The sequence below is a fragment of the Nonomuraea sp. NPDC050786 genome, assembly GCF_040654115.1.
Lineage (GTDB): Bacteria > Actinomycetota > Actinomycetes > Streptosporangiales > Streptosporangiaceae > Nonomuraea.
The window spans coordinates 54668-72995 of sequence record NZ_JBFAHJ010000005.1 but is presented as its reverse complement, the minus strand read 5'-3'; the positions used below and the strand labels follow the sequence as shown (position 1 = coordinate 72995).

Here is an 18328-nt window from a genome sequence, read left to right as displayed (position 1 = left end):
TCAGGCGTTGACGATGCGGTTGATGTTGTCCGGTGAGAGGTAGTGCTCGATGGCGAGGATCCCCGCCCCCAGCGCGGCCGCGTTGATGCCCGCCTGGCTGGGCGTGATCGACAGGTGGTGCGTGGCCAGCGGGAGCGATCTGCGGTAGACCGTCTCCCTGATCCCGGCCAGCAGGTGTTCGTGCACCCTCGACAGCGCGCCGCCGACGACGATGACCTCGGGGTTGAAGAAGTTGACCAGGCTGGCCAGCACCTCGCCGATGTGCCGGCCGGCCTCTCTGACCAGCCGCAGCGCCTGGGTGTTGCCCGCCTGTACGAGCGCCACGACGTCGGCTCCCGACTCTGCCGGAAGGCCCAGCTCGGTCAGCCGCCGCGCGATGGCGGCCCCACCGGCCACCGCCTCCAGGCAGGCGCTGTTGCCGCAGCGGCAGCCCGCGTCGTCGTGGCCGCTGACCCGGATGTGGCCGATGTCGCCTGCCGAGCCCTGCGCGCCCCTGTGCAGCTTGCCCTCGGCCATGATGCCGCAGCCGATGCCCGTGCCGACCTTGACGAACAGCAGGTGGTTGATCTCCGGGAACGAGTGGCGGTGCTCGCCCAGCGCCATGACGTTGACGTCGTTGTCGACCAGCACCGACACGCCGTCGAAGTACTCGGGGACGGGGTAGTCGTTCCAGCCCGGCATGATCGGCGGGTTGTTCGGCCGTCCGGTGGCGAACTCCACCGGCCCCGGCACCCCGATGCCCATCGCGCGCAGCGCGGCGCGCGGCCGGCCCACCTCGCCGAGCAGCCGGTCCAGCCGCCGGTCCACGTGCGCGAGCACCTTCTCCGGCCCCTCGCCGATCAGCAGCGAGTCCTCGCACTCGGCCAGCACGTCGCCCGAGATGTCCATCAGCGCGACCCGGCAGTGGGTGGCGCCCAGGTCGACGCCCGCGAAGGCGTGCTCCTCGGTGTGCAGGCGCAGCTGCCGCGGCGGCCGCCCCCCGGTGGACTCGCCGCTCTCGATCTCCTCGACCAGCCCGCGCTCTATCAGCGCGTCCACACGCTGGGAGATCGTGGACCTGGCCAGGCCGGTGAGCCTCGCGAGATCGGAACGGGTCGTCGCCGAGCCTGCGCTGATCAGCGTCAGCACATCGCCGGCGGAGCCCGACTGGGGGGTCATGTCGCGACAATAAGATCACCGATGCGGCAAATCAAGGGGATGGATCGACCAAACTCCCCTAACTTCCGCCGAACATCGAACAAAGCCCGCTTTTTGCGGCTTTGGGCGGCATCCTGCGCCGCGACGGCCCTCTCCACAAAGCAGAAGATCCCCGCCACCGGGTCCGACCCGGCAGCGGGGATCACCCGAAAGAGTCAGAGCATCGCCTTCATCGAGTCGGCGGCCGTGAGGACGTAGGGCTGCTCGGCCATGATCGCCTCCCAGTTGCCCGCGACGGCCTCCGGCGTGATGTCGTCGTCCTTCCAGCCGGGCCCCTCGGCCACGAACACCCGTGCCACCCGGCCGCCGCCGACGCTGAACACCTCGCCGCTCGCCTCGCAGGTCTCGTGCACGAGGTACGCCACCAATGCGCTCACCCGCTCGGGTGTGAACTTGGCCTCGAACTCGGCCGGCAGCAGCGACTCCGTCATCCGGGTCCAGGCGATGGGCGCGATGGCGTTGGCCATGATGCCGTTGCGGGCGCCCTCGATGGCGAGCGTCTTGGTCAGGCCCACCAGCCCCATCTTGGCGGTGGAGTAGTTGGCCTGGCCGAAGTTGCCGAACAGGCCGGCCGGGCTGGAGGTGTTGACGATGCGGCCGTAGCCGGCCGCCTTCATCAGCGGGTAGGCGGCCTGGCTGATCAGGTACGAGCCGCGTACGTGCACGGCCAGCACCCCGTCGAAGTCCTCGACCGTCATCTTCCCGAACGACTTGTCCCGCAGGATGCCCGCGTTGTTGACGACGATGTCCAGCTTGCCGAACGCGTCGACGGCGGCCTGCACGACGGCCCTGGCGCCCTCCGGCGTGGCGACGTTGTCGGCGTTGGCCACGGCCTGGCCGCCGTTCTTCGTGATGAGCTCGACCACGTCGGCGGCGGGCCCGGCGGAGGCGCCCGTGCCGTCGAGCGCGCCGCCGAGGTCGTTGACGACCACCTTGGCGCCCCGCTCGGCCAGCAGGAGCGCATGCGACCTGCCGAGACCGTGCCCGGCCCCCGTGATGATCGCGACCCTGTCATCGAACCGAAGCATCGAACCTCCCACGCAGGAGAACAACATTCTGTTACGAGTACGATAACGCGTTTAATGGTCGCGCTCACTTGGCCCTCGCTGGTCACGCGAGCTACCGCTCTCGGGCCTGAACGTTCGCCGCTCCGCGTCACGCGCCCCGCCACAGATCCGGCTCGCCGGAGCTCCCCGCGCATAGCGGTAATCACCACAAATTTCATCATCAACCCGAACATAGTTCTGTATCAGAAACATGTTCTACTGGGGTCATGAAGCTGAGCGGCGAGACCTCCCGTAATGGCCGCTTCATACGGCAGCCGAACCGTTTCACCGACCGCCTCGACTCCCCCGAGCCGGGCCGCTACCGCCTCTACGCCTCCTATGCCTGCCCATGGGCGCAGCGCGCGCTGATCGTCAGGAAGCTGCTGGGCCTTGAGGACCTGCTCGACGTCACGATCGTCGACCCCATCCGCGACGAGAAGGGCTGGCGCATCCCCGGCGGCGACCCCGAGTACCTGTCGGAGCTCTACCACGCGAGCGACCCCGGCTACACGGGCCGCTACACCGTTCCCTGCGTCTGGGACACCAAGGACAAGCGGATCGTCACCAACGACTACCCGCAGATCACGCTCGATCTGGAAATGTCATGGGGAACCTCCCCCAACCTCTATCCGGAACGCCTGCGCCCCGACATCGACATCATGAACGACCGCCTGTACCACGGCCTCAACAACGCGGTCTACGAGGCGGGCTTCGCCCGTGAGCAGCAGGCGTACGAGGAGGCGGTGGCGCGGGTCTTCACCACCCTCGACTTCCTCGAGGTACGCCTGGCCGAGTCGGAGTACCTCTTCGACACCCTCACCGAGAGCGACGTGCGCCTCTACACGACCCTGGCGAGGTTCGACGCCGTCTACTACGCGCACTTCAAGTGCTCGGTCCGGCGGCTGATCGACTATCCGGCGCTGTGGGCGTACGCGCGCAGGCTGTACGCGATCCCGGCCTTCCGCGAGACCACCGACTTCGACCAGATCAAGCGCCACTACTACATCACCCAGACCAACATCAACCCGACAAGGATCGTGCCGGTGGGACCGGAGATCGACTGGAGTCTCTAGGCGCGGGCATCCGCACGAACAGCAGGGCCGAGGAGAGCGTCACCAGCGCGGCGACGGCCCAGGCGGCGGCCGGGCCCGCCTGGGTGGCCAGGGCGCCCAGCGTGAGGTTGGCCACGACCCCGCCGGACTGCAGGGACAGTGAGCTGGTCGAGGTGACGGTGGTGCGCTCGGCGGCGCTGACGGCGTTGTGGGTCATCTCCAGGCAGAGCAGGCTCCCCACGGACAGTCCGACGAACAGCGTCACGTACGCCGCTCCGGCGTTCACCAGCCCGGCCGCGCCGCCCAGCCCGGACGTGGCGGCCAGCCACCCCACGGAGAGCGCCGCCACCACCGCCCCTGCGATCGCGCCCCTGGCGGAGCCACCGGCCAGCCGCGCCGCGCGTGGCGCCAGGGCGCTACCCGCCGCGCTCGCGGCGAACCCGAGCGCCGCGACCACGGCATAGGCCAGGCTGCCGCGCTCGGCCGTGCCCGCCAGCGCGGCCAGCCGCCCCGGCGTCAGCAGCTCGATGCTCGTCAGCATCACGCCGGAGCACACCGCCGCCGCCGTCAGGCGGCGCAGCACCGGACTCCCCGCCGCGAGCCGCACACCCGCCATCACCGTGGCGGGCACCTCGCGCAGCACGCTCGCCAGCGACCTGCGCTCATGCGCCGGCTCGGGCATCGCGAAGATCACCACCACCAGCAGCACGGCCGCCGCCACCGCCCCCAGCAGCGGCGGCGCGGCCAGCGGGAACATCAGCGAGGGCGGCACCAGCAGCGGGACGACGCCGCCCGCGAGCACGCCCAGGCACAGCGCCACCGACTCCATCGCGCCACCCTTGGCCAGCCCCGGCTTGAGGTCGGCGTCACGGCCCTCGATCGCGTGGACCGTGTCGACGTACCAGGAGGTGGCGGGACCGCTGGACAGGGCCCTGGCCACGCCCTTGAGCACGCCGCTCACCAGGAACATCCAGAACGACGTGGACACGGCGATCATCGCGAGCGCCGCCACGGTGAACGCGGCGGAGGCCGCCAGCACCATCCGCCGCCCGATGACGTCGGCCAGGCCGCCCGTGGGGAGCTCCAGACTCACCGTGACGATCGAGAACACCGTCACCGACAACCCCACCTCGGCGAGGCTGAGCCCGCGCGCGGTCATCAGCAGCACCATGGTGGCCACCATGAGGCCCATGGGCAGCCAGGTCAGGAAACCGACGAGCATGTAGCGGCGTAACGCGGAGCGGCGAACGTTCGGGCCCGAGAGCGGTAGCCCGCGTGACCAGCGAGGGCCACGTGAGCGCGACCATTCAACGCGGCGTGCGGTCACTGCTCCTCCTCCTGTTTCGACAGCGGTACGGCGCCGTACCAGACATCGACCTGCCTGGCCTCGGGGTCACCGGCGTATCTGGCGGCGAGGTCGCGCAGCAGCTCCTCGGCCTTCTCGTTGAACTCGCGCAGCGCGGCGGGCGACAGCGAGAGGACGTGGTCGCTCATCCCCGCCGCGTCGACCCACTCGCGGGACCACTCGGCGGCGTCGAACTCCTCCATCAGCCGCCCGACCATCTCGGCCTGCCGCAGGTGCATGATCCTCATCGCCTCACGCCCCTCCGCGCTGGCGGACATCTCGGCGGCGTCCCACGAGGTGTAGTTGTGGCGGGCCCGCCAGCGGCGCTCGCGCCCGTCGCGCCGCTCGGGGTCCTCCTCGATGAAGCCGTACTTGAACAGCTCGCGCAGGTGATAGCTGGTCGAGCCGGAGCTCTCGCCGACCTTGCGCCCCAGCTCGCTCGCCGTCGCGGGGCCGTCGGTGCGCAGCAGGCCGAGCAGGCGCACCCGGAGCGGGTGGGAGACCGCCTTGAGCACCTGCGGATCACTGATCTTGTACTGCTCCTCCATGCGGCTCACGATAGACCGCAAAGACAATTTTGCAAAGGGAATTTTGCGATTTCGCCGCTCCTAGACTGTGGGGATGCTTGACGACATCTGGGTGGACGACTCCGTCTTCGCGCTGCGCCCCGACTTCGCGGTGCTGATCGTGACCGCGCACGGCCTGCGCAACGGGCCCACGGACGACCGGTCCCGGGCGTGGCTGGCGGCGGCCTCCGAGCTGGAGGTGCAGTCGGACAAGATCGACGCCTGGAAGGACGCCTACCGCGCGTTCGGGGCCAAGCCGCAGCGGACGCGGCCCTCGGTCGACGCGCTCACCCGCAGGATGCCGCTGCCGGAGATCAACCAGGTGGTGGACGCGTACAACTCGATCAGCGTGAAGCACGCGCTGCCGATCGGCGGCGAGGACCTCGACCGCTACGTCGGGCCGGCCCGGCTGGTGCGGGCGACCGGCGACGAGGCGTCCGAGGAGGCGCTCGGCACGCCCGAGCCGGGCGAGGTGATCTGGCGCGACGACGTCGGCGTCACCTGCCGCAGGTGGAACTGGCGCCAGGTGGTGCGCACGCGGCTCACCGAGGAGACCACCAACGCGATCTTCCTGCTCGAACGCCTCGAGCCGATGTCGCTGGAGGAGCTCAAGCAGGCGGGAGAGGAACTGGCCGACCTGCTGTCCGAGTTGTCCCCTCAGGCCCGGATCGCTAGCAGGTTGCTGTCCAGCGGGAAATAAACCTCACGTAGTGGTGTTGATACCAAAGAGTAATAATTGCGGCACCACCTGGACTGACTAGGGGGGCGTGACGTCTTTGCTCTGTCCTGAGAGGATCGAGCGAGGCGCCACAGCCTCTTCGGCGCGCGCTGCCGGTCCGGGCGAGTAGCCTTGGACAGGTTCTCTAACATCAACGCCGATCTGCGGAAGAGGGCGATTTCCGCCGTGTCGTCTGAGTCGTCGCGGACAAACCCGCTGGCAAGCTTTGGTCAGAACGAGTGGCTTGTCGACGAGCTGTACCAGAAGTACCTCCAAGATCCCGAGTCTGTCGACAAGGCCTGGTGGAACTTCTTCGCTGACTACAACCCTGATTACGGACCGGGCCGGGCGGCACCGGGTAGGGAGGCGGCGAACGGCACTGTGACCGCTCCCGCTCCCCCGCAGACGCCGCCCAAGGCGCCGCCGGCGGCCGAGAAGCCGAAGCAGCCGGCCACTCCGGTGCCCAAGGGCGCCGAAGAGGTCAAGCTGCGCGGCGCCGCGGCGCGCACGGCCGCCAACATGGACCTGTCGCTGTCGGTCCCGACGGCGACCAGCGTGCGCGCGATCCCGGCCAAGCTGCTGATCGACAACCGCATTGTGATCAACAATCACCTCAAGCGGGGCCGCGGCGGCAAGGTCTCCTTCACGCACCTGATCGGCTATGCGATCGTCAAGGCCCTGCGGGCCATGCCGGAGATGAACTACTCCTACACGGAGGTCGACGGCAAGCCGACGCTGATCAAGCCCGAGCACGTCGGGTTCGGCCTGGCGATCGACGTACAGAAGAGCAACGGCGAGCGCCAGCTCCTCGTGCCCTCGATCAAGGGCGCGGACGAGATGGACTTCCGGCAGTTCTGGATGGCGTACGAGGAGGTCGTGCGCAAGGCGCGCGCGGGCAAGCTGGGCGTCGACGACTTCTCCGGCACCACGATCTCGCTGACCAACCCCGGCACGATCGGCACCGTCCACTCCGTGCCGCGCCTGATGCCCGGCCAGGGCACCATCATCGGCGTCGGAGCGATGGAATACCCGGCCGAATACCAGGGCGCCTCGCCCGACACGCTCTCGCGCCTGGCCGTCTCCAAGGTCATGACGCTGACCAGCACCTACGACCACCGGATCATCCAGGGCGCCCAGTCGGGCGACTTCCTGCGCCAGATCCACCGGCTGCTGCTGGGCGAGGACGGCTTCTACGACGAGATCTTCGAGGCGCTGCGGATCCCGTACGAGCCGGTCCGCTGGGTGCAGGACGTCTCGGCCTCCCACGACGACGACGTGTCCAAGTCCGCCCGGGTGATCGAGCTGATCCACGCCTACCGCGTGCGCGGCCACCTGATGGCCGAGACCGACCCGCTGGAGTACAAGCAGCGCAAGCACCCCGACCTCGACATCCAGTCCCACGGGCTGACGCTGTGGGACCTGGAGCGCGAGTTCGCCACGGGCGGTTTCGGCGGCCGTCCGCTGATGAAGCTCCGCGAGATCCTCGGCGTGCTGCGTGACTCCTACTGCCGCACGGTCGGCATCGAGTACATGCACATCCAGAACCCCGAGGAGCGGGCCTGGATCCAGGCGCGGGTGGAGAAGCCGCACAAGTCGCCCGAGCGCGACGAGCAGCTCAACATCCTGTCCCGGCTCAACACCGCCGAGGCGTTCGAGACGTTCCTGCAGACCAAGTTCGTCGGCCAGAAGCGCTTCTCCCTGGAGGGCGGCGAGTCCCTGATCCCGCTGCTCGACTCGGTGATCAGCGACGCCGCCGACGAGGGCCTCGACGAGGTCGTCATCGGCATGGCCCACCGCGGCCGGCTCAACGTGCTGGCCAACATCGTGGGCAAGTCGTACGCGCAGATCTTCGGCGAGTTCGAGGGCAACATCGACCCGCGCACGGCGCACGGCTCCGGCGACGTGAAGTACCACCTCGGCGCGACGGGCACCTTCACCGCGCCGAGCGGCAAGACCATCACCGCCTCCGTGGTCGCCAACCCCTCCCACCTGGAGGCGGTCGACCCGGTGCTCGAAGGCGTCGTCCGCGCCAAGCAGGACCTCCTGGAGCGCGGCGAGGAGGGCTTCACCGTCCTGCCCGTCCTCGTCCACGGTGACGCGGCCTTCGCCGGCCAGGGCGTCGTGGCCGAGACCCTCAACCTGTCGCAGCTGCGCGGCTACCGCACCGGCGGCACCGTGCACGTGGTGGTCAACAACCAGGTCGGCTTCACGACCTCGCCCGCCTCGTCCCGCTCCTCGGTCTACGCGACCGACGTGGCCCGGATGATCCAGGCGCCGATCTTCCACGTCAACGGCGACGACCCCGAGGCCGTGGTGCGCGTGGGCCAGCTGGCCTACGAATACCGCCAGGCGTTCCGCAAGGACGTCGTCATCGACCTCATCTGCTACCGCCGCCGCGGCCACAACGAGGGCGACAACCCCGCCTTCACCCAGCCGCTGATGTACGACCTGATCGACGCCAAGCGCTCGACCCGCAAGCTCTACACCGAGGCGCTGATCGGCCGGGGCGACATCACGGTCGAGGAGGCCGAGCAGGCGCTCCGCGACTACCAGGCCAAGCTGGAGCAGGCGTTCACCGAGACCCGCGAGGCGGCGAAGAAGCCGGCCGAGGCGGCCGCCATGCGGGTGCCCCCCGCCGAGGTCGTCAAGTGGTCGCACGACGAGACGCCGACCGCGATCAGCGACGAGACGCTCAAGCGCATCGTCGACACCCAGCTCAACCTGCCCGAGGGCTTCACGCCGCACCCGCGCCTGGCGCCGGTGCTGCAGCGCCGCGGCCAGATGGTCGAGACGGACACGATCGACTGGGCGATGGGCGAGACGCTGGCCTTCGGCTCGCTGCTCATCGACGGCCACCCGGTCCGCCTGGTGGGCCAGGACTCGCGGCGCGGCACGTTCACGCAGCGCCACGCCGTCCTGGTCGACCGGATGACCGGCGCCGACCACACGCCGCTCAAGACCTTCAACGAGGGCACCACGAAGTTCTACGTCTACGACTCGCTGCTGAGCGAGTTCGCGGCGCTCGGCTTCGAGTACGGCTACAGCGTCGTCCGCCCGGACGCGCTGGTCTGCTGGGAGGCGCAGTTCGGCGACTTCGTCAACGGCGCCCAGACGATCATCGACGAGTTCATCTCGTCGGGCGAGCAGAAGTGGGGCCAGAAGTCCTCGGTCGTGCTGCTGCTGCCGCACGGTTTCGAGGGCCAGGGTCCCGACCACTCCTCGGCCCGCATCGAGCGGTTCCTGCAGGTCTGCGCGCTCGACAACATGACGGTCGCGCAGCCCTCGACCCCGGCCAACTACTTCCACCTGCTGCGCTGGCAGGTGGAGTCGCAGCGGCACAAGCCGATGGTGGTCTTCACGCCCAAGTCGCTGCTGCGCCACAAGGCGGCCACGTCCAAGGCGTCCGACTTCACCACGGGCACCTTCCAGCCGGTCCTCGGCGACACGACCGTCGACCCGGCCAAGGTGACCAGGGTCGTGCTCACGTCCGGCAAGCTCTACTACGACCTGGCCGCTGAGCGCGACAAGCGGGGCAGCGACAACGTCGCGATCGTCCGGCTGGAGCGCCTCTACCCGTTCCCGGGTGAGGAGCTGGCCGCCGAGCTGTCGCGCTACGGGGCGCAGGCGGAGCTGGTCTGGGCGCAGGACGAGCCGGTCAACATGGGGCCGTGGCCGTACCTGGCGCTCAAGCTGGCGGAGGACCCGCAGGCGCTGGGCGGCCGCCCGGTCCGCCGCATCTCGCGGCGGCCCAACAGCTCGCCCGCGACGGGGTCGCACAACACGCACGACACCGAGCTCGAGGAGATCCTCCACGAGGTCTACGGCTGAGCCAGCGCACCACACGTGAGCCCCCGGCCCCGGCTGGGGGCTCACTGCCGTTTGAGGGAGGAATGGAGAGAGATGTACTTCACGGATCGGGGGATCGAGGAGCTCGTCGAGCGGCGGGGCGAGGAGGAGGTCAGCCTGCTCTGGCTCGGTGAGCGGTTGCGCGAGTTCGTCGACCTCAACCCGGAGTTCGAGATCCCGGTCGAGCGGCTGGCCACCTGGCTGGCGCGGCTGGACGACGACGACGAGGACTGAACCCCCGCTTTGACGAACTAACGCGATACATCTTGAGATTTCGACAGACGCGACATATCGTGTCTGGTGTAGGGATGTGTCGCCAGAAGGGCGGGGGATCATGCAACAGTGGACGATCGACACACCGGAGCAGCTGACGTTCGGCCCAGTGAAGTCGCTCGACGTCCGCATCGTCGCCGGTCGGCTGGACGTGCTCGCCAGCGACGGCCCGTCCACGGTGGAGGTGGCCGAGATCGATTCGACGTCGCCCCTGCTGGTGACGTACGACGAGGACACCGGAGAGCTCTCGGTCGCCTACAAGGACCTCACCTGGGACGGCCTGCTCGGCTGGCTGCGGCGTGACCGGCGCAGGACGGTCCTGACGATCGCCGTGCCCAAGGAGTGCACGGTCAACGCCGGGGTGGTCTCCGCGCCTGCCGTGGTCGCCGGGTTCGAGAGGATGACGCAGGTCAGGGGCGTGTCCGGGGAGATCGTGCTCGACGGCCTCAGCGGCGACGTGCACGCCACGACCGTCTCGGGCCCGGTGGAGACGCGGGCCCTGGACGGCGACCTGGCGTTCAAGAGTGTCTCCGGCGACCTTACCGTGGCCCACGGCACCCCGCGCAGGCTGAAGGTGAACACCGTGTCCGGCCGGATCACGGCCGACCTCGCGCTGCGGCCGACGGGCCACGTGACACTCCACAGCGTCTCCGGTGACATCCTGGTCAGGCTGCCGGAGAACGTGGAGGCGGACGTGAGCGTGAGGTCCACCTCCGGCAGGCTGGTCAGCACGTTCGACGAACTGTTCAACACGAACGGCCCCGGCGCCAAGCAGATGTCGGGCCGGCTGGGCGGCGGCATGGCGTCGCTGTCGGCGATCACGGTCTCCGGCGAGGTCGCGCTGCTCAAGGGGGAGAAGGAATGAGCCCTGTCTTCGGTCACGGCCGGCTCCGGCTGTACCTGCTCAAGCTGCTGGAGGAGAGCCCGCGTCACGGCTACGAGGTGATCAGGCTGCTCCAGGACCGTTTCCTCGGCGTCTACTCGCCCTCCCCCGGCACGATCTACCCGCGCCTGGCCCGCCTGGAGGAAGAGGGCCTGGTGACGCATGAGGTGGTCGAGGGCAAGAAGGTCTTCTCGATCACCGACAAGGGCCGCGAGGAGCTGAACGCCCGGCTCGACGAGCTCGACGACCTCGAGCAGGAGATCTCCGCCTCGGTACGCGACATCGCCCGCGAGGTCAAGGAGGACGTCCGCGACACGGTCAGGTCGTTGCGCGACGAGCTGACGCGGATGGCCAAGGACGTCCGCACGGGGGCCGCGGAGGACTCCCGCCGGTTCGGGGACAAGCAGAAAGAGGACTTCAAGCGGCTCAAGGAGCAGCAGAAGCGGCAGTGGATGGAGAACGCCTACCACTGGCAGGACGAGGGCGAGCGGCTCAGCAGGGAGTGGCGCAGGATCTGGTCCGAGGTCTGGTCCACGCTCGGGGGCGCGCCCAAGAGCCGCGCCGACCTCGACGCGGAGCTGGGCGAGCTGCTGGCCGACTTCATCGGCCAGGCCCGCCAGGAGGCTTCGCAGGCCCGGCTGACGCCGGAGATGCTGGCCGATCTGCGTACGGCGCTCGACGACACGAGCCGCCGCATCCGCGACATCCTCGAACGCTGACCTGCGCCCGAGCGCGCACGCCTTGTGGGGCTATGCCGAGTGCCGGAGCTGCCGCTCCAGCCGGCGCGAGCTCCGTTCGGCCTTGCGGGCGTGGTAGGCGATCGGCATGTACCGCAGGCGTTCGGGCAGGCGCGGCGTCAGCACCGCCACGGCGTGCCCGAGCTGCCGCAGCCGCCGCTCCTCCCGGGCCGTCCACCGCAGCCCCAGCTTCCGCCGTACGGCGGGCGGCAAGGTGCCCACGGTCACGAAGTGGTTGAACTCCCCCGACCCGACCCCGACCGGCGTCCACAGCCGGCGCAGCGGTCGCGGCAGCCCGGGCGGCGCCGGTGTGCCGCGCAGGACCGACAGCACGTCGAGCGCGGTCGGGTGCGGCTCCAGCGTGTCGGCCACCATCGCGTCGAAGTACCGCCAGAACCCCTCCAGGTCGCGGGGCATCTCGCGCTCCGGCACCCGCAGGATCGCGCCGAGGTGCCGCGACTCCTCGTAGAGCCGCCGCTGCTGTTCGACGGTGAAGGGGGTCCCGAAATAGCGGCGGAGCGTGATGAACCGCTCGAACAGCGACAGGTGCACCCACGCCCACGCCGCGCCGTTCAGCGCGTGATAGGGCCTGCCGAGCTCGTCCACCCCGCTGATCGGCCTGTGCAGCTCTCGCAGCCGCCGGCCCTCGGCCGGGCCGTCCGCACCGCCGTACACCCACTTCTGGATGGAGACGAGCGTGCGGGTGAGCCGCCCCCACGGGTCGTCCTTGTACGTGGAGTGCTCCGCGACGGCCGCGCCGACGGCCGGGTGCATCGTCTGGATGACCAGCGCGCTGCCGGCGACGAGCAGATTGCGATATTCGCCGGCGGTCTCCCAGTGCATCGAGCCTGGGCCGAAGGGCTCGACCTCCATGATGACGGCCTCCCGGGTGAGACAACTCCCCTCATGCATGTATCACCCAGGAGCCGCCAAAGTAACCCATTACTTATTCATACCGCAAAAACCACTTTCCCAAAGATCTCCCCTGCCGCCATGGCGGCGAACCCGGCACGCGCGTCCACCAGCGACAGCACTCGATCGACGACAGGCCGGACACCGGTCTGCTCCAGGAAGATCGCCAGCCGCTGGAGCTGGTCCCGCGTGCCCATCGTGGAGCCGATGACGGAGAGCTGCAGGAAGAAGACCCGGTTCAGGTCGGCGGGCGGGACCGCGCCGCTGGTGGCGCCGGAGACGACGATGCGTCCACCCGGTCTGAGCGACTTGAGCGAGTGGTCCCAGGTGGCCTGCCCGACGGTCTCCATGACCGCGTCGACCCGCTCCGGCAGCCGCGCGCCCGGCTCGAACACCTGGTCCGCGCCGAGCTGGCGAGCACGTTCGCGCTTCTCCTCGGAACGGCTGGTCACCCAGACCCGGTAGCCGCCGGCCCGGCCTAGCGCGATCAGCGCAGTGGCGACGCCACCACCCGCACCCTGCACCAGCACGGTGGAGCCGGGCTCGAGCCCGGCCTTGTCGAACAGCATCCGGTACGCCGTCAGCCAGGCCGTGGGCAGGCAGGCCGCGTCCTCGAAGCTGAGCGCGGGCGGCTTCGGCACGAGATTGGCGCGCGGCACGGCCACCCGTTCGGCGAACGTGCCGTCGTGCAGCTCGGACAGCAGCGTGCGCCGGGGGTCGAGCGTCTCGTCCGCGCCGGTGCCGATGACGGAGTGCACGATGACCTCGTTGCCGTCCTCGTCCACTCCCGCCGCGTCGCAGCCGAGCACGATCGGCAGCCGGTCCTGCCTGATGCCGACGCCTTTGAGCGTCCAGAGGTCGTGATGGTTGAGCGCGGCCGCCCGCACGGAGACGGTCGTCCATCCGTCCGGGACCTTCGGCTCCGGATGCTCGCCGAGCGTCAGCCCGGCGAGTGGGTTGTCGGGATCGGTCTGTGTGGCGGTTACGGCGAACATGGCCGCACCTTACTTCAGCACCCCCGCCCGCACCCCGGACCGCCTCACTTGAGCGTGACGCGGATCCCCTCGATCGCCTTCTTCCGGTACGGCTGCGACCCCGTGACGGCGACCAGCACGTCACCCCGGCACACCCAGCCGGCAGGGCGTCCTCTGATGACCGCCGGCATCAGGGCCCGCTTCCTGCAGTCGGGCGTGGGGACGAGCGCGACCATCTCCCCCGCGCCACCGCCGAACCAGAGCTGCGGCCCCACCGGCTGGCCCTCCGCGAGCTCCCCCGGCCTGGCGAGCCGCACGGGCGCCTTGGCCGACAGCACGAGGTAACCGTCCTTCGTCGCCCTCCCCTTCAGCCCTTTCGCGAGCGCCATCCGCTGGTCGAACGTCAGCCCCTGTCCCCGGTCGTACATCGCCAGCCGCCACCGCCCGAACGCGAACAGCAGCACCTGCCCGTAGTGCTCGCTCCCCGCCTGACGGGGCCAGAGGGTGACGTTGGGCGTGTAGTTCCTGATCGGCTCGCCGCCCTTGGTCACCTCGAACTCACCGCTGTACGGCGCGGTGACCTGCCGATATGCACCACCTATCCAGAAGCCCTGGAAAGGCCGTGACCCCATCTCCGCGAGGCCGAGCTCGGCCGGGTAACGCACCTCGGCCCGCACCCCGTGCGGGAACACCACCTCGATGACCTCGTCACCGCCCTTGGCCTTGGCAGGGACGCTCAGGATGTTGGGAGCGCCGCCGATCCTGGTGAGGGACCTGATGGGCTCGGGGGTGGGCGTCGCCCGCGGCAGCGACTCGGGATCCCGGCTGGTCAGCAGGCCGATGACCGGGATCAGCAAGAGCGCCAGCACCGCGGCCAGGCCGATCCACCGGCGGCGACCTCGCCCGCCTTGCTCGATGACGTCGAACTGGTCAGCCACGACCGTTCCTCGCCGAGTAGTGAGGGCTCGCGCCCCTTCACCTCAGTTCAGTTGAGCGGCGACCTCCAGCGCAAGCCCTCGAACCGGGCGAAGTCCTTGTCGCAGGACACGAATTCGCAACCGTGCTCGATGGCCAGTGCGGCGAGGTAGGCGTCGGGAATGAGGTTGCCTACCGCACCGGCCTGTCGGCACAGCTTGACGAAGATCTCCCAGTGCCTAGAACCCGCGTTCACCACGACCGCATGCGGCTGGTGGCGGAAGCTCTCGGCGAACTCGCGTGCGACCTCGAACGACGTCGCGTCCGGGATGCGCGTCACCACGCGGATGAAGCCGTTGAGCGCGAAGTCGCTTACGGCATAGGCCTCGTCGCCGCCCACGAGCTCGGTGAGCAGGGCATGGCACTGCTCATGATGTTCCATGTCACGCCGCTGCGCGTTAACGAGGATGTTGGTGTCAAGCATCCGCATGGCAGGTCCTCACAGCGCGCTCGATGTCGTCTTGCTCGAGAAGCTCCTTGATCTCGGCCCAGGTCAGCTTGGGGCCAGACGCTGATCCGGAGACCGGCAGATTGATGCGGGGCCGCTCCGCGACCTCCGTGGACCGGTTGAGCAGTTGCCTCAAGGCATCCTCCATCACTGAGTTGAGACTGCGTCCGTTACGTGCCGCGTACGCCTTCGCCTCGTTGAGGAGCGTCTCGTCGATGCGCACAGTTGTCCTCCGCATGACTCCAGCGTCCGCCCGTGACATAAAAATGTCAACGCCGCACAGTAGTCAAGCGATCACAGATTTGGCATCAACTTCAGGTCACCACGTAGCCACATTGACCTTCCCGTCGCTCACCAGCCGCACCCGCTGCCCCACCAGCTCCCGCGACTCCGCGTCCGCCAGCAGCTCGGCCCGCTCCACCACGGCATAAGCCCGCCCACCAGGCACCTCGGCCACGAGGACACCCCTCTGGGCGCCCCCGTCCCGCCCGTGCGCGACCGTGTACCCGGCCACCACCCCGTCCCCGTCGAAGGCGTCCACAAGAGGCACCTCCTTGGCCACGAACACCGGCGCCGCGCTCCCCGGCCGCCCACCCGGCTCGCTGGACCACACCGCGTACGTGTGCTTCGTCAGATGCATCCCCACCCCGCTCACCAGCCCGTGCCCCGACTGCGCCCGCAGCAGTCCCGCCATCGTCGCCGTCGAGTGCAGCACGTAGTCGCTGGCCGGGCCGCCCGCGTACGGCAGCCCGCCGGTGACCGTGAGCCCGTGCCGGTCCAGCGGGTCGAGCCCGATCGCGTCGCACGCCTGCCGCAGGGCGACCGCGAAACAGCTGTAGATGTCGAGCGCGTCCATGTCGTCCAGGCCGAGCCCGGCCCGCAGGAAGGCGGCCTCGGCCACCTTCCCGATCGCCTCCGAAGCGCCGAGCACGGGCCGCGCGGCCACCTCCCAGGTGTCCTCCCCGTACGCCCATCCGCGCAGGTACACGCGCCGCTCGGCGGGCACCCCGAGCCGGTCGGCCAGCTCACTGGCGGCCAGGACGACGGCCGCCGCCTGGTCCACCTCCAGCACGGCCACCGTGCTCCTGGTGTAGGGCCAGCCGACGAACCGGTCGCCGCGCGCGAGCTCGTCGGGGGTGCGGACCGTCCTGCGCCAGGCGTACGGGTTCGCGGCGGCCACCTCGGTCATCGGCGCCATCATCCGGCCCCTGTCGCGCATCTCCTCCTCGACCGCGAGCCCGGCCGCCGCCCGCCACGCCGTCTCCATGATCGCGTAGGTGTGCACCGGCAGGAACAGCCCGTGAGCCAGCGCGGACGGATGCGGGGGCCGTTCCCACCCGTAAGGGGGCTTGGGCACGGCGGGATGGCTCCACGGCACGTGCTCGCCCGCCTGCCTGTACGCCCTGCGCGTCGCGAGCGCCTCGGCCCCCGTGACCAGCGCGGAGTCGATGTCACCCGCCGCGATCCTGGCCGCGGCCTCGCCGATGAGCAGTTGCGGAGCCGTACCGCCGACCTTGGAGTACGCGCGGTGGCGCGGCGTGGCGCCGAGGCGCTCGGCGAGGCGGCCGACCGGGGAGTCGTACTGCCAGGAGTCGGTGTAGACGATCTGGATCGAGTCGAGCCGTTCGGCGGGGAGCCGGGCGTCGTCGGCGGCTGCGCGGGCCGTCTCCGCCCACAGATCGAGCGGCTCCGGACCGGGCTGCTCGCGAACCGTGCGCTGTGCGATGCCGATGAGACAAGGGGTGCGTGGATCCATGAATCCAGTTAACCAGAACAAGATTCGGTTGGCTGTGAAGTGGCATTTGATAATGAGTGTTACCGCTGTTGCTGCAGACAAATAACAGGTGCCACCACCTGCGGAGATGCCGATCGGTAATACATGCGGTTTCGCTATTTCCATAACGGAATGGAACCGGGCCATGCTTTTTCACGTCGTTTCCTGGCCACCCGCTTGCGCCATTCATTAACGTTCCGATCGTTTTCCTGGCCCACCGGGGCGCAGTACCCCGCTCTGGGCCGCCGAAAGCTGAAAGGAGCTCCATGTTTTCCCGAGCAAGGCGCATCGCGATCCCGCTCGCCGGCCTGCTGGCCGCCGGGCTGATCAGCGGCACGGCGGCGAGCGCGACCTCACCCTCAGACGTCGTCTCCCAGAACGCCGCCACCCCCGCGGAGCAGGCGATCCAGTTCTGGACGCCCGACCGCGTCAAGCTGGCCACCGACTACGACGACGGCCTCAGCCTGACCTCCAAGGGCGTCAAGGGCACCAACGACGCCCCTGACGGACCCCCCGGATCCGTCCCGCCGATCGGCGAGGAGAAGACGAAGGCCACGAAGAGCAAGCACGTCAACCTGCCCAACACGGTCGGCCGCGTGTTCTTCACGCTGCCCAAGGCCGACCCGCGCGACCCGAGGAGCTGGCGTTACTGCTCGGCCAGTTCGGTGCAGGGCAAGTACCGCAACCTCGTGGCGACCTCCGCCCACTGCGTCTACGACACCAGCAAGAACACCTTCTACGACAACTGGATCTTCATTCCGTCGTACTGGGACGGCAACAATGCCTGGGAGGGCAAGGCGCCCTACGGCATTTACGCCGCCAAGACGTTCAACGCGCACGACGACTTCGTGGTGAAGGAGGACTACGACTTCGACTACGCGTTCGTCAACGTCTACAACGGCATCAAGGTCAACTGGGAGAAGGTCAACGGCCGGTGGCAGTGGACCGTCAAGAACGTCGGCCGCCTCGGTGACAACGTCGGCGGACAGGGCTTCACCTGGAACAGGAGCCCGAAGCTGAACGTGTTCTCGTTCGGGTACCCGGCGGGCGAGCACCCTGACGGCGACAAGCCGTACACCGGGCGCACGATGAAGTTCTGCTACGGCAAGACGAAGCCGATGCCGGAGGCCAGGAAGTACAACCTGCAGGAGCACATCGGCTTCAAGTGCTCCTTCACCGCCGGCGCGAGCGGCGGACCGTTCCTCTACAACTACAAGAGCGCGTCGCGCACCGGCTACCTGGTCGGGGTCAACAGCGTCGCGTGGGACACCGACGGCAACGACCGCTACGACTACATCTCGTCGCCGTACTTCAACACCGACACCTACAAGGTCTACAAGGCAGCAGCCAACCGCTGGACCGGCAACTTCCGTTGATCACGCCGGCACCCTGGGCCCCGGTTCCCCGAGAACCGGGGCCTTCCCCCTGGGGATGTCAATGAGGCGTTCGCCACTGGAACAGCGCGGAATCGCCGTAATTCCCACGCCCCCGCAACCACCCTGACCTGGGCAAACGACAAGTTTCAATGATCATTTAGCGGCTTGTCTGACGGTGTCCTTATAGCTCACCCTGCACCCTGATC

17 protein-coding genes are annotated in these 18328 nt (G+C 69.0%); 7 read left to right on the top strand and 10 right to left on the bottom strand.

Translation table 11 applies throughout. The features are described 5' to 3' along the window. The gene (locus AB0H84_RS12375; protein WP_357602242.1) at positions 1-1158 is read right to left on the bottom strand and encodes an ROK family transcriptional regulator; all 1158 of its coding nucleotides are present in this window, start codon (positions 1156-1158) and stop codon (positions 1-3) included. A gap of 194 nt (positions 1159-1352) precedes the next feature. Then, entirely contained in the window at positions 1353-2225 is an 873-nt protein-coding gene (locus tag AB0H84_RS12370; RefSeq protein WP_357602240.1) for an SDR family oxidoreductase, read from the bottom strand. Between the two features lie 245 nt (positions 2226-2470). On the opposite strand from AB0H84_RS12370, the gene AB0H84_RS12365 reads away from it, so the two are divergent. After that, the gene (locus AB0H84_RS12365) at positions 2471-3316 is read left to right on the top strand and encodes a glutathione S-transferase C-terminal domain-containing protein (protein ID WP_357602237.1); all 846 of its coding nucleotides are present in this window, start codon (positions 2471-2473) and stop codon (positions 3314-3316) included. Here the strand turns inward: AB0H84_RS12365 and AB0H84_RS12360 are convergent. Then, positions 3264-4517 (bottom strand): MFS transporter, encoded by a 1254-nt coding sequence (locus tag AB0H84_RS12360; protein WP_357602235.1) that lies wholly within the window; start codon positions 4515-4517, stop codon positions 3264-3266. The genes AB0H84_RS12365 and AB0H84_RS12360 overlap by 53 nt on opposite strands. 101 nt (positions 4518-4618) lie before the next feature. Further along, positions 4619-5188 (bottom strand): helix-turn-helix domain-containing protein, encoded by a 570-nt coding sequence (locus AB0H84_RS12355; protein WP_357602232.1) that lies wholly within the window; start codon positions 5186-5188, stop codon positions 4619-4621. 73 nt (positions 5189-5261) lie between these two features. Here AB0H84_RS12355 and AB0H84_RS12350 point away from each other — a divergent pair, with 73 nt between their 5' ends. The 5 genes from AB0H84_RS12350 to AB0H84_RS12330 all read left to right on the top strand — a co-directional run bounded on the left by AB0H84_RS12350 (position 5262) and on the right by AB0H84_RS12330 (position 11645). Continuing rightward, the gene (locus AB0H84_RS12350; RefSeq protein WP_357602230.1) at positions 5262-5906 is read left to right on the top strand and encodes a phenylalanine--tRNA ligase beta subunit-related protein; all 645 of its coding nucleotides are present in this window, start codon (positions 5262-5264) and stop codon (positions 5904-5906) included. A 204-nt stretch (positions 5907-6110) separates the two neighbouring features. Further along, positions 6111-9752 carry a multifunctional oxoglutarate decarboxylase/oxoglutarate dehydrogenase thiamine pyrophosphate-binding subunit/dihydrolipoyllysine-residue succinyltransferase subunit gene (locus AB0H84_RS12345; protein WP_357602227.1) on the top strand — a complete coding sequence of 1214 codons (3642 nt, stop codon included), beginning with the start codon at positions 6111-6113 and terminating at the stop codon, positions 9750-9752. A 72-nt stretch (positions 9753-9824) separates the two neighbouring features. Further along, on the top strand, positions 9825-10004 hold the full coding sequence (locus AB0H84_RS12340; protein WP_357602224.1) for a DUF6104 family protein: 180 nt from the start codon (positions 9825-9827) through the stop codon (positions 10002-10004). A 100-nt stretch (positions 10005-10104) separates the two neighbouring features. Next, the gene (locus tag AB0H84_RS12335) at positions 10105-10908 is read left to right on the top strand and encodes a DUF4097 family beta strand repeat-containing protein (protein ID WP_357602221.1); all 804 of its coding nucleotides are present in this window, start codon (positions 10105-10107) and stop codon (positions 10906-10908) included. Further along, positions 10905-11645, top strand: coding sequence for a PadR family transcriptional regulator (locus AB0H84_RS12330; protein ID WP_357602218.1), 741 nt, complete (start codon positions 10905-10907; stop codon positions 11643-11645). Before AB0H84_RS12335 ends, AB0H84_RS12330 begins: the two co-directional genes overlap by 4 nt. A 30-nt stretch (positions 11646-11675) precedes the next feature. Here the strand turns inward: AB0H84_RS12330 and AB0H84_RS12325 are convergent, their stop codons facing one another. The 6 genes from AB0H84_RS12325 to AB0H84_RS12300 form a co-directional block, all read right to left on the bottom strand. After that, positions 11676-12536 carry an oxygenase MpaB family protein gene (locus AB0H84_RS12325; protein WP_357602215.1) on the bottom strand — a complete coding sequence of 287 codons (861 nt, stop codon included), beginning with the start codon at positions 12534-12536 and terminating at the stop codon, positions 11676-11678. Between the two features lie 77 nt (positions 12537-12613). After that, on the bottom strand, positions 12614-13570 hold the full coding sequence (locus AB0H84_RS12320) for a zinc-binding dehydrogenase (protein WP_357602212.1): 957 nt from the start codon (positions 13568-13570) through the stop codon (positions 12614-12616). Between the two features lie 44 nt (positions 13571-13614). Further along, positions 13615-14487 carry a hypothetical protein gene (locus tag AB0H84_RS12315; protein ID WP_357602209.1) on the bottom strand — a complete coding sequence of 291 codons (873 nt, stop codon included), beginning with the start codon at positions 14485-14487 and terminating at the stop codon, positions 13615-13617. 47 nt (positions 14488-14534) lie between these two features. Then, entirely contained in the window at positions 14535-14954 is a 420-nt protein-coding gene (locus AB0H84_RS12310; protein ID WP_357602206.1) for a type II toxin-antitoxin system VapC family toxin, read from the bottom strand. Then, positions 14941-15195, bottom strand: coding sequence for a hypothetical protein (locus AB0H84_RS12305; RefSeq protein WP_357602203.1), 255 nt, complete (start codon positions 15193-15195; stop codon positions 14941-14943). Before AB0H84_RS12305 ends, AB0H84_RS12310 begins: the two co-directional genes overlap by 14 nt. A gap of 96 nt (positions 15196-15291) precedes the next feature. Then, complete coding sequence (locus AB0H84_RS12300) at positions 15292-16728, bottom strand: acetyl-CoA synthetase (RefSeq protein ID WP_357602201.1); 1437 nt, start codon at positions 16726-16728, stop codon at positions 15292-15294. A gap of 284 nt (positions 16729-17012) precedes the next feature. Between AB0H84_RS12300 and AB0H84_RS12295 the strand changes: the two genes are divergently transcribed. Further along, positions 17013-18122, top strand: a complete 1110-nt coding sequence (locus tag AB0H84_RS12295) for a serine protease (protein WP_357602198.1) — start codon at positions 17013-17015, stop codon at positions 18120-18122. The last annotated feature ends 206 nt before the right edge of the window (positions 18123-18328 follow it).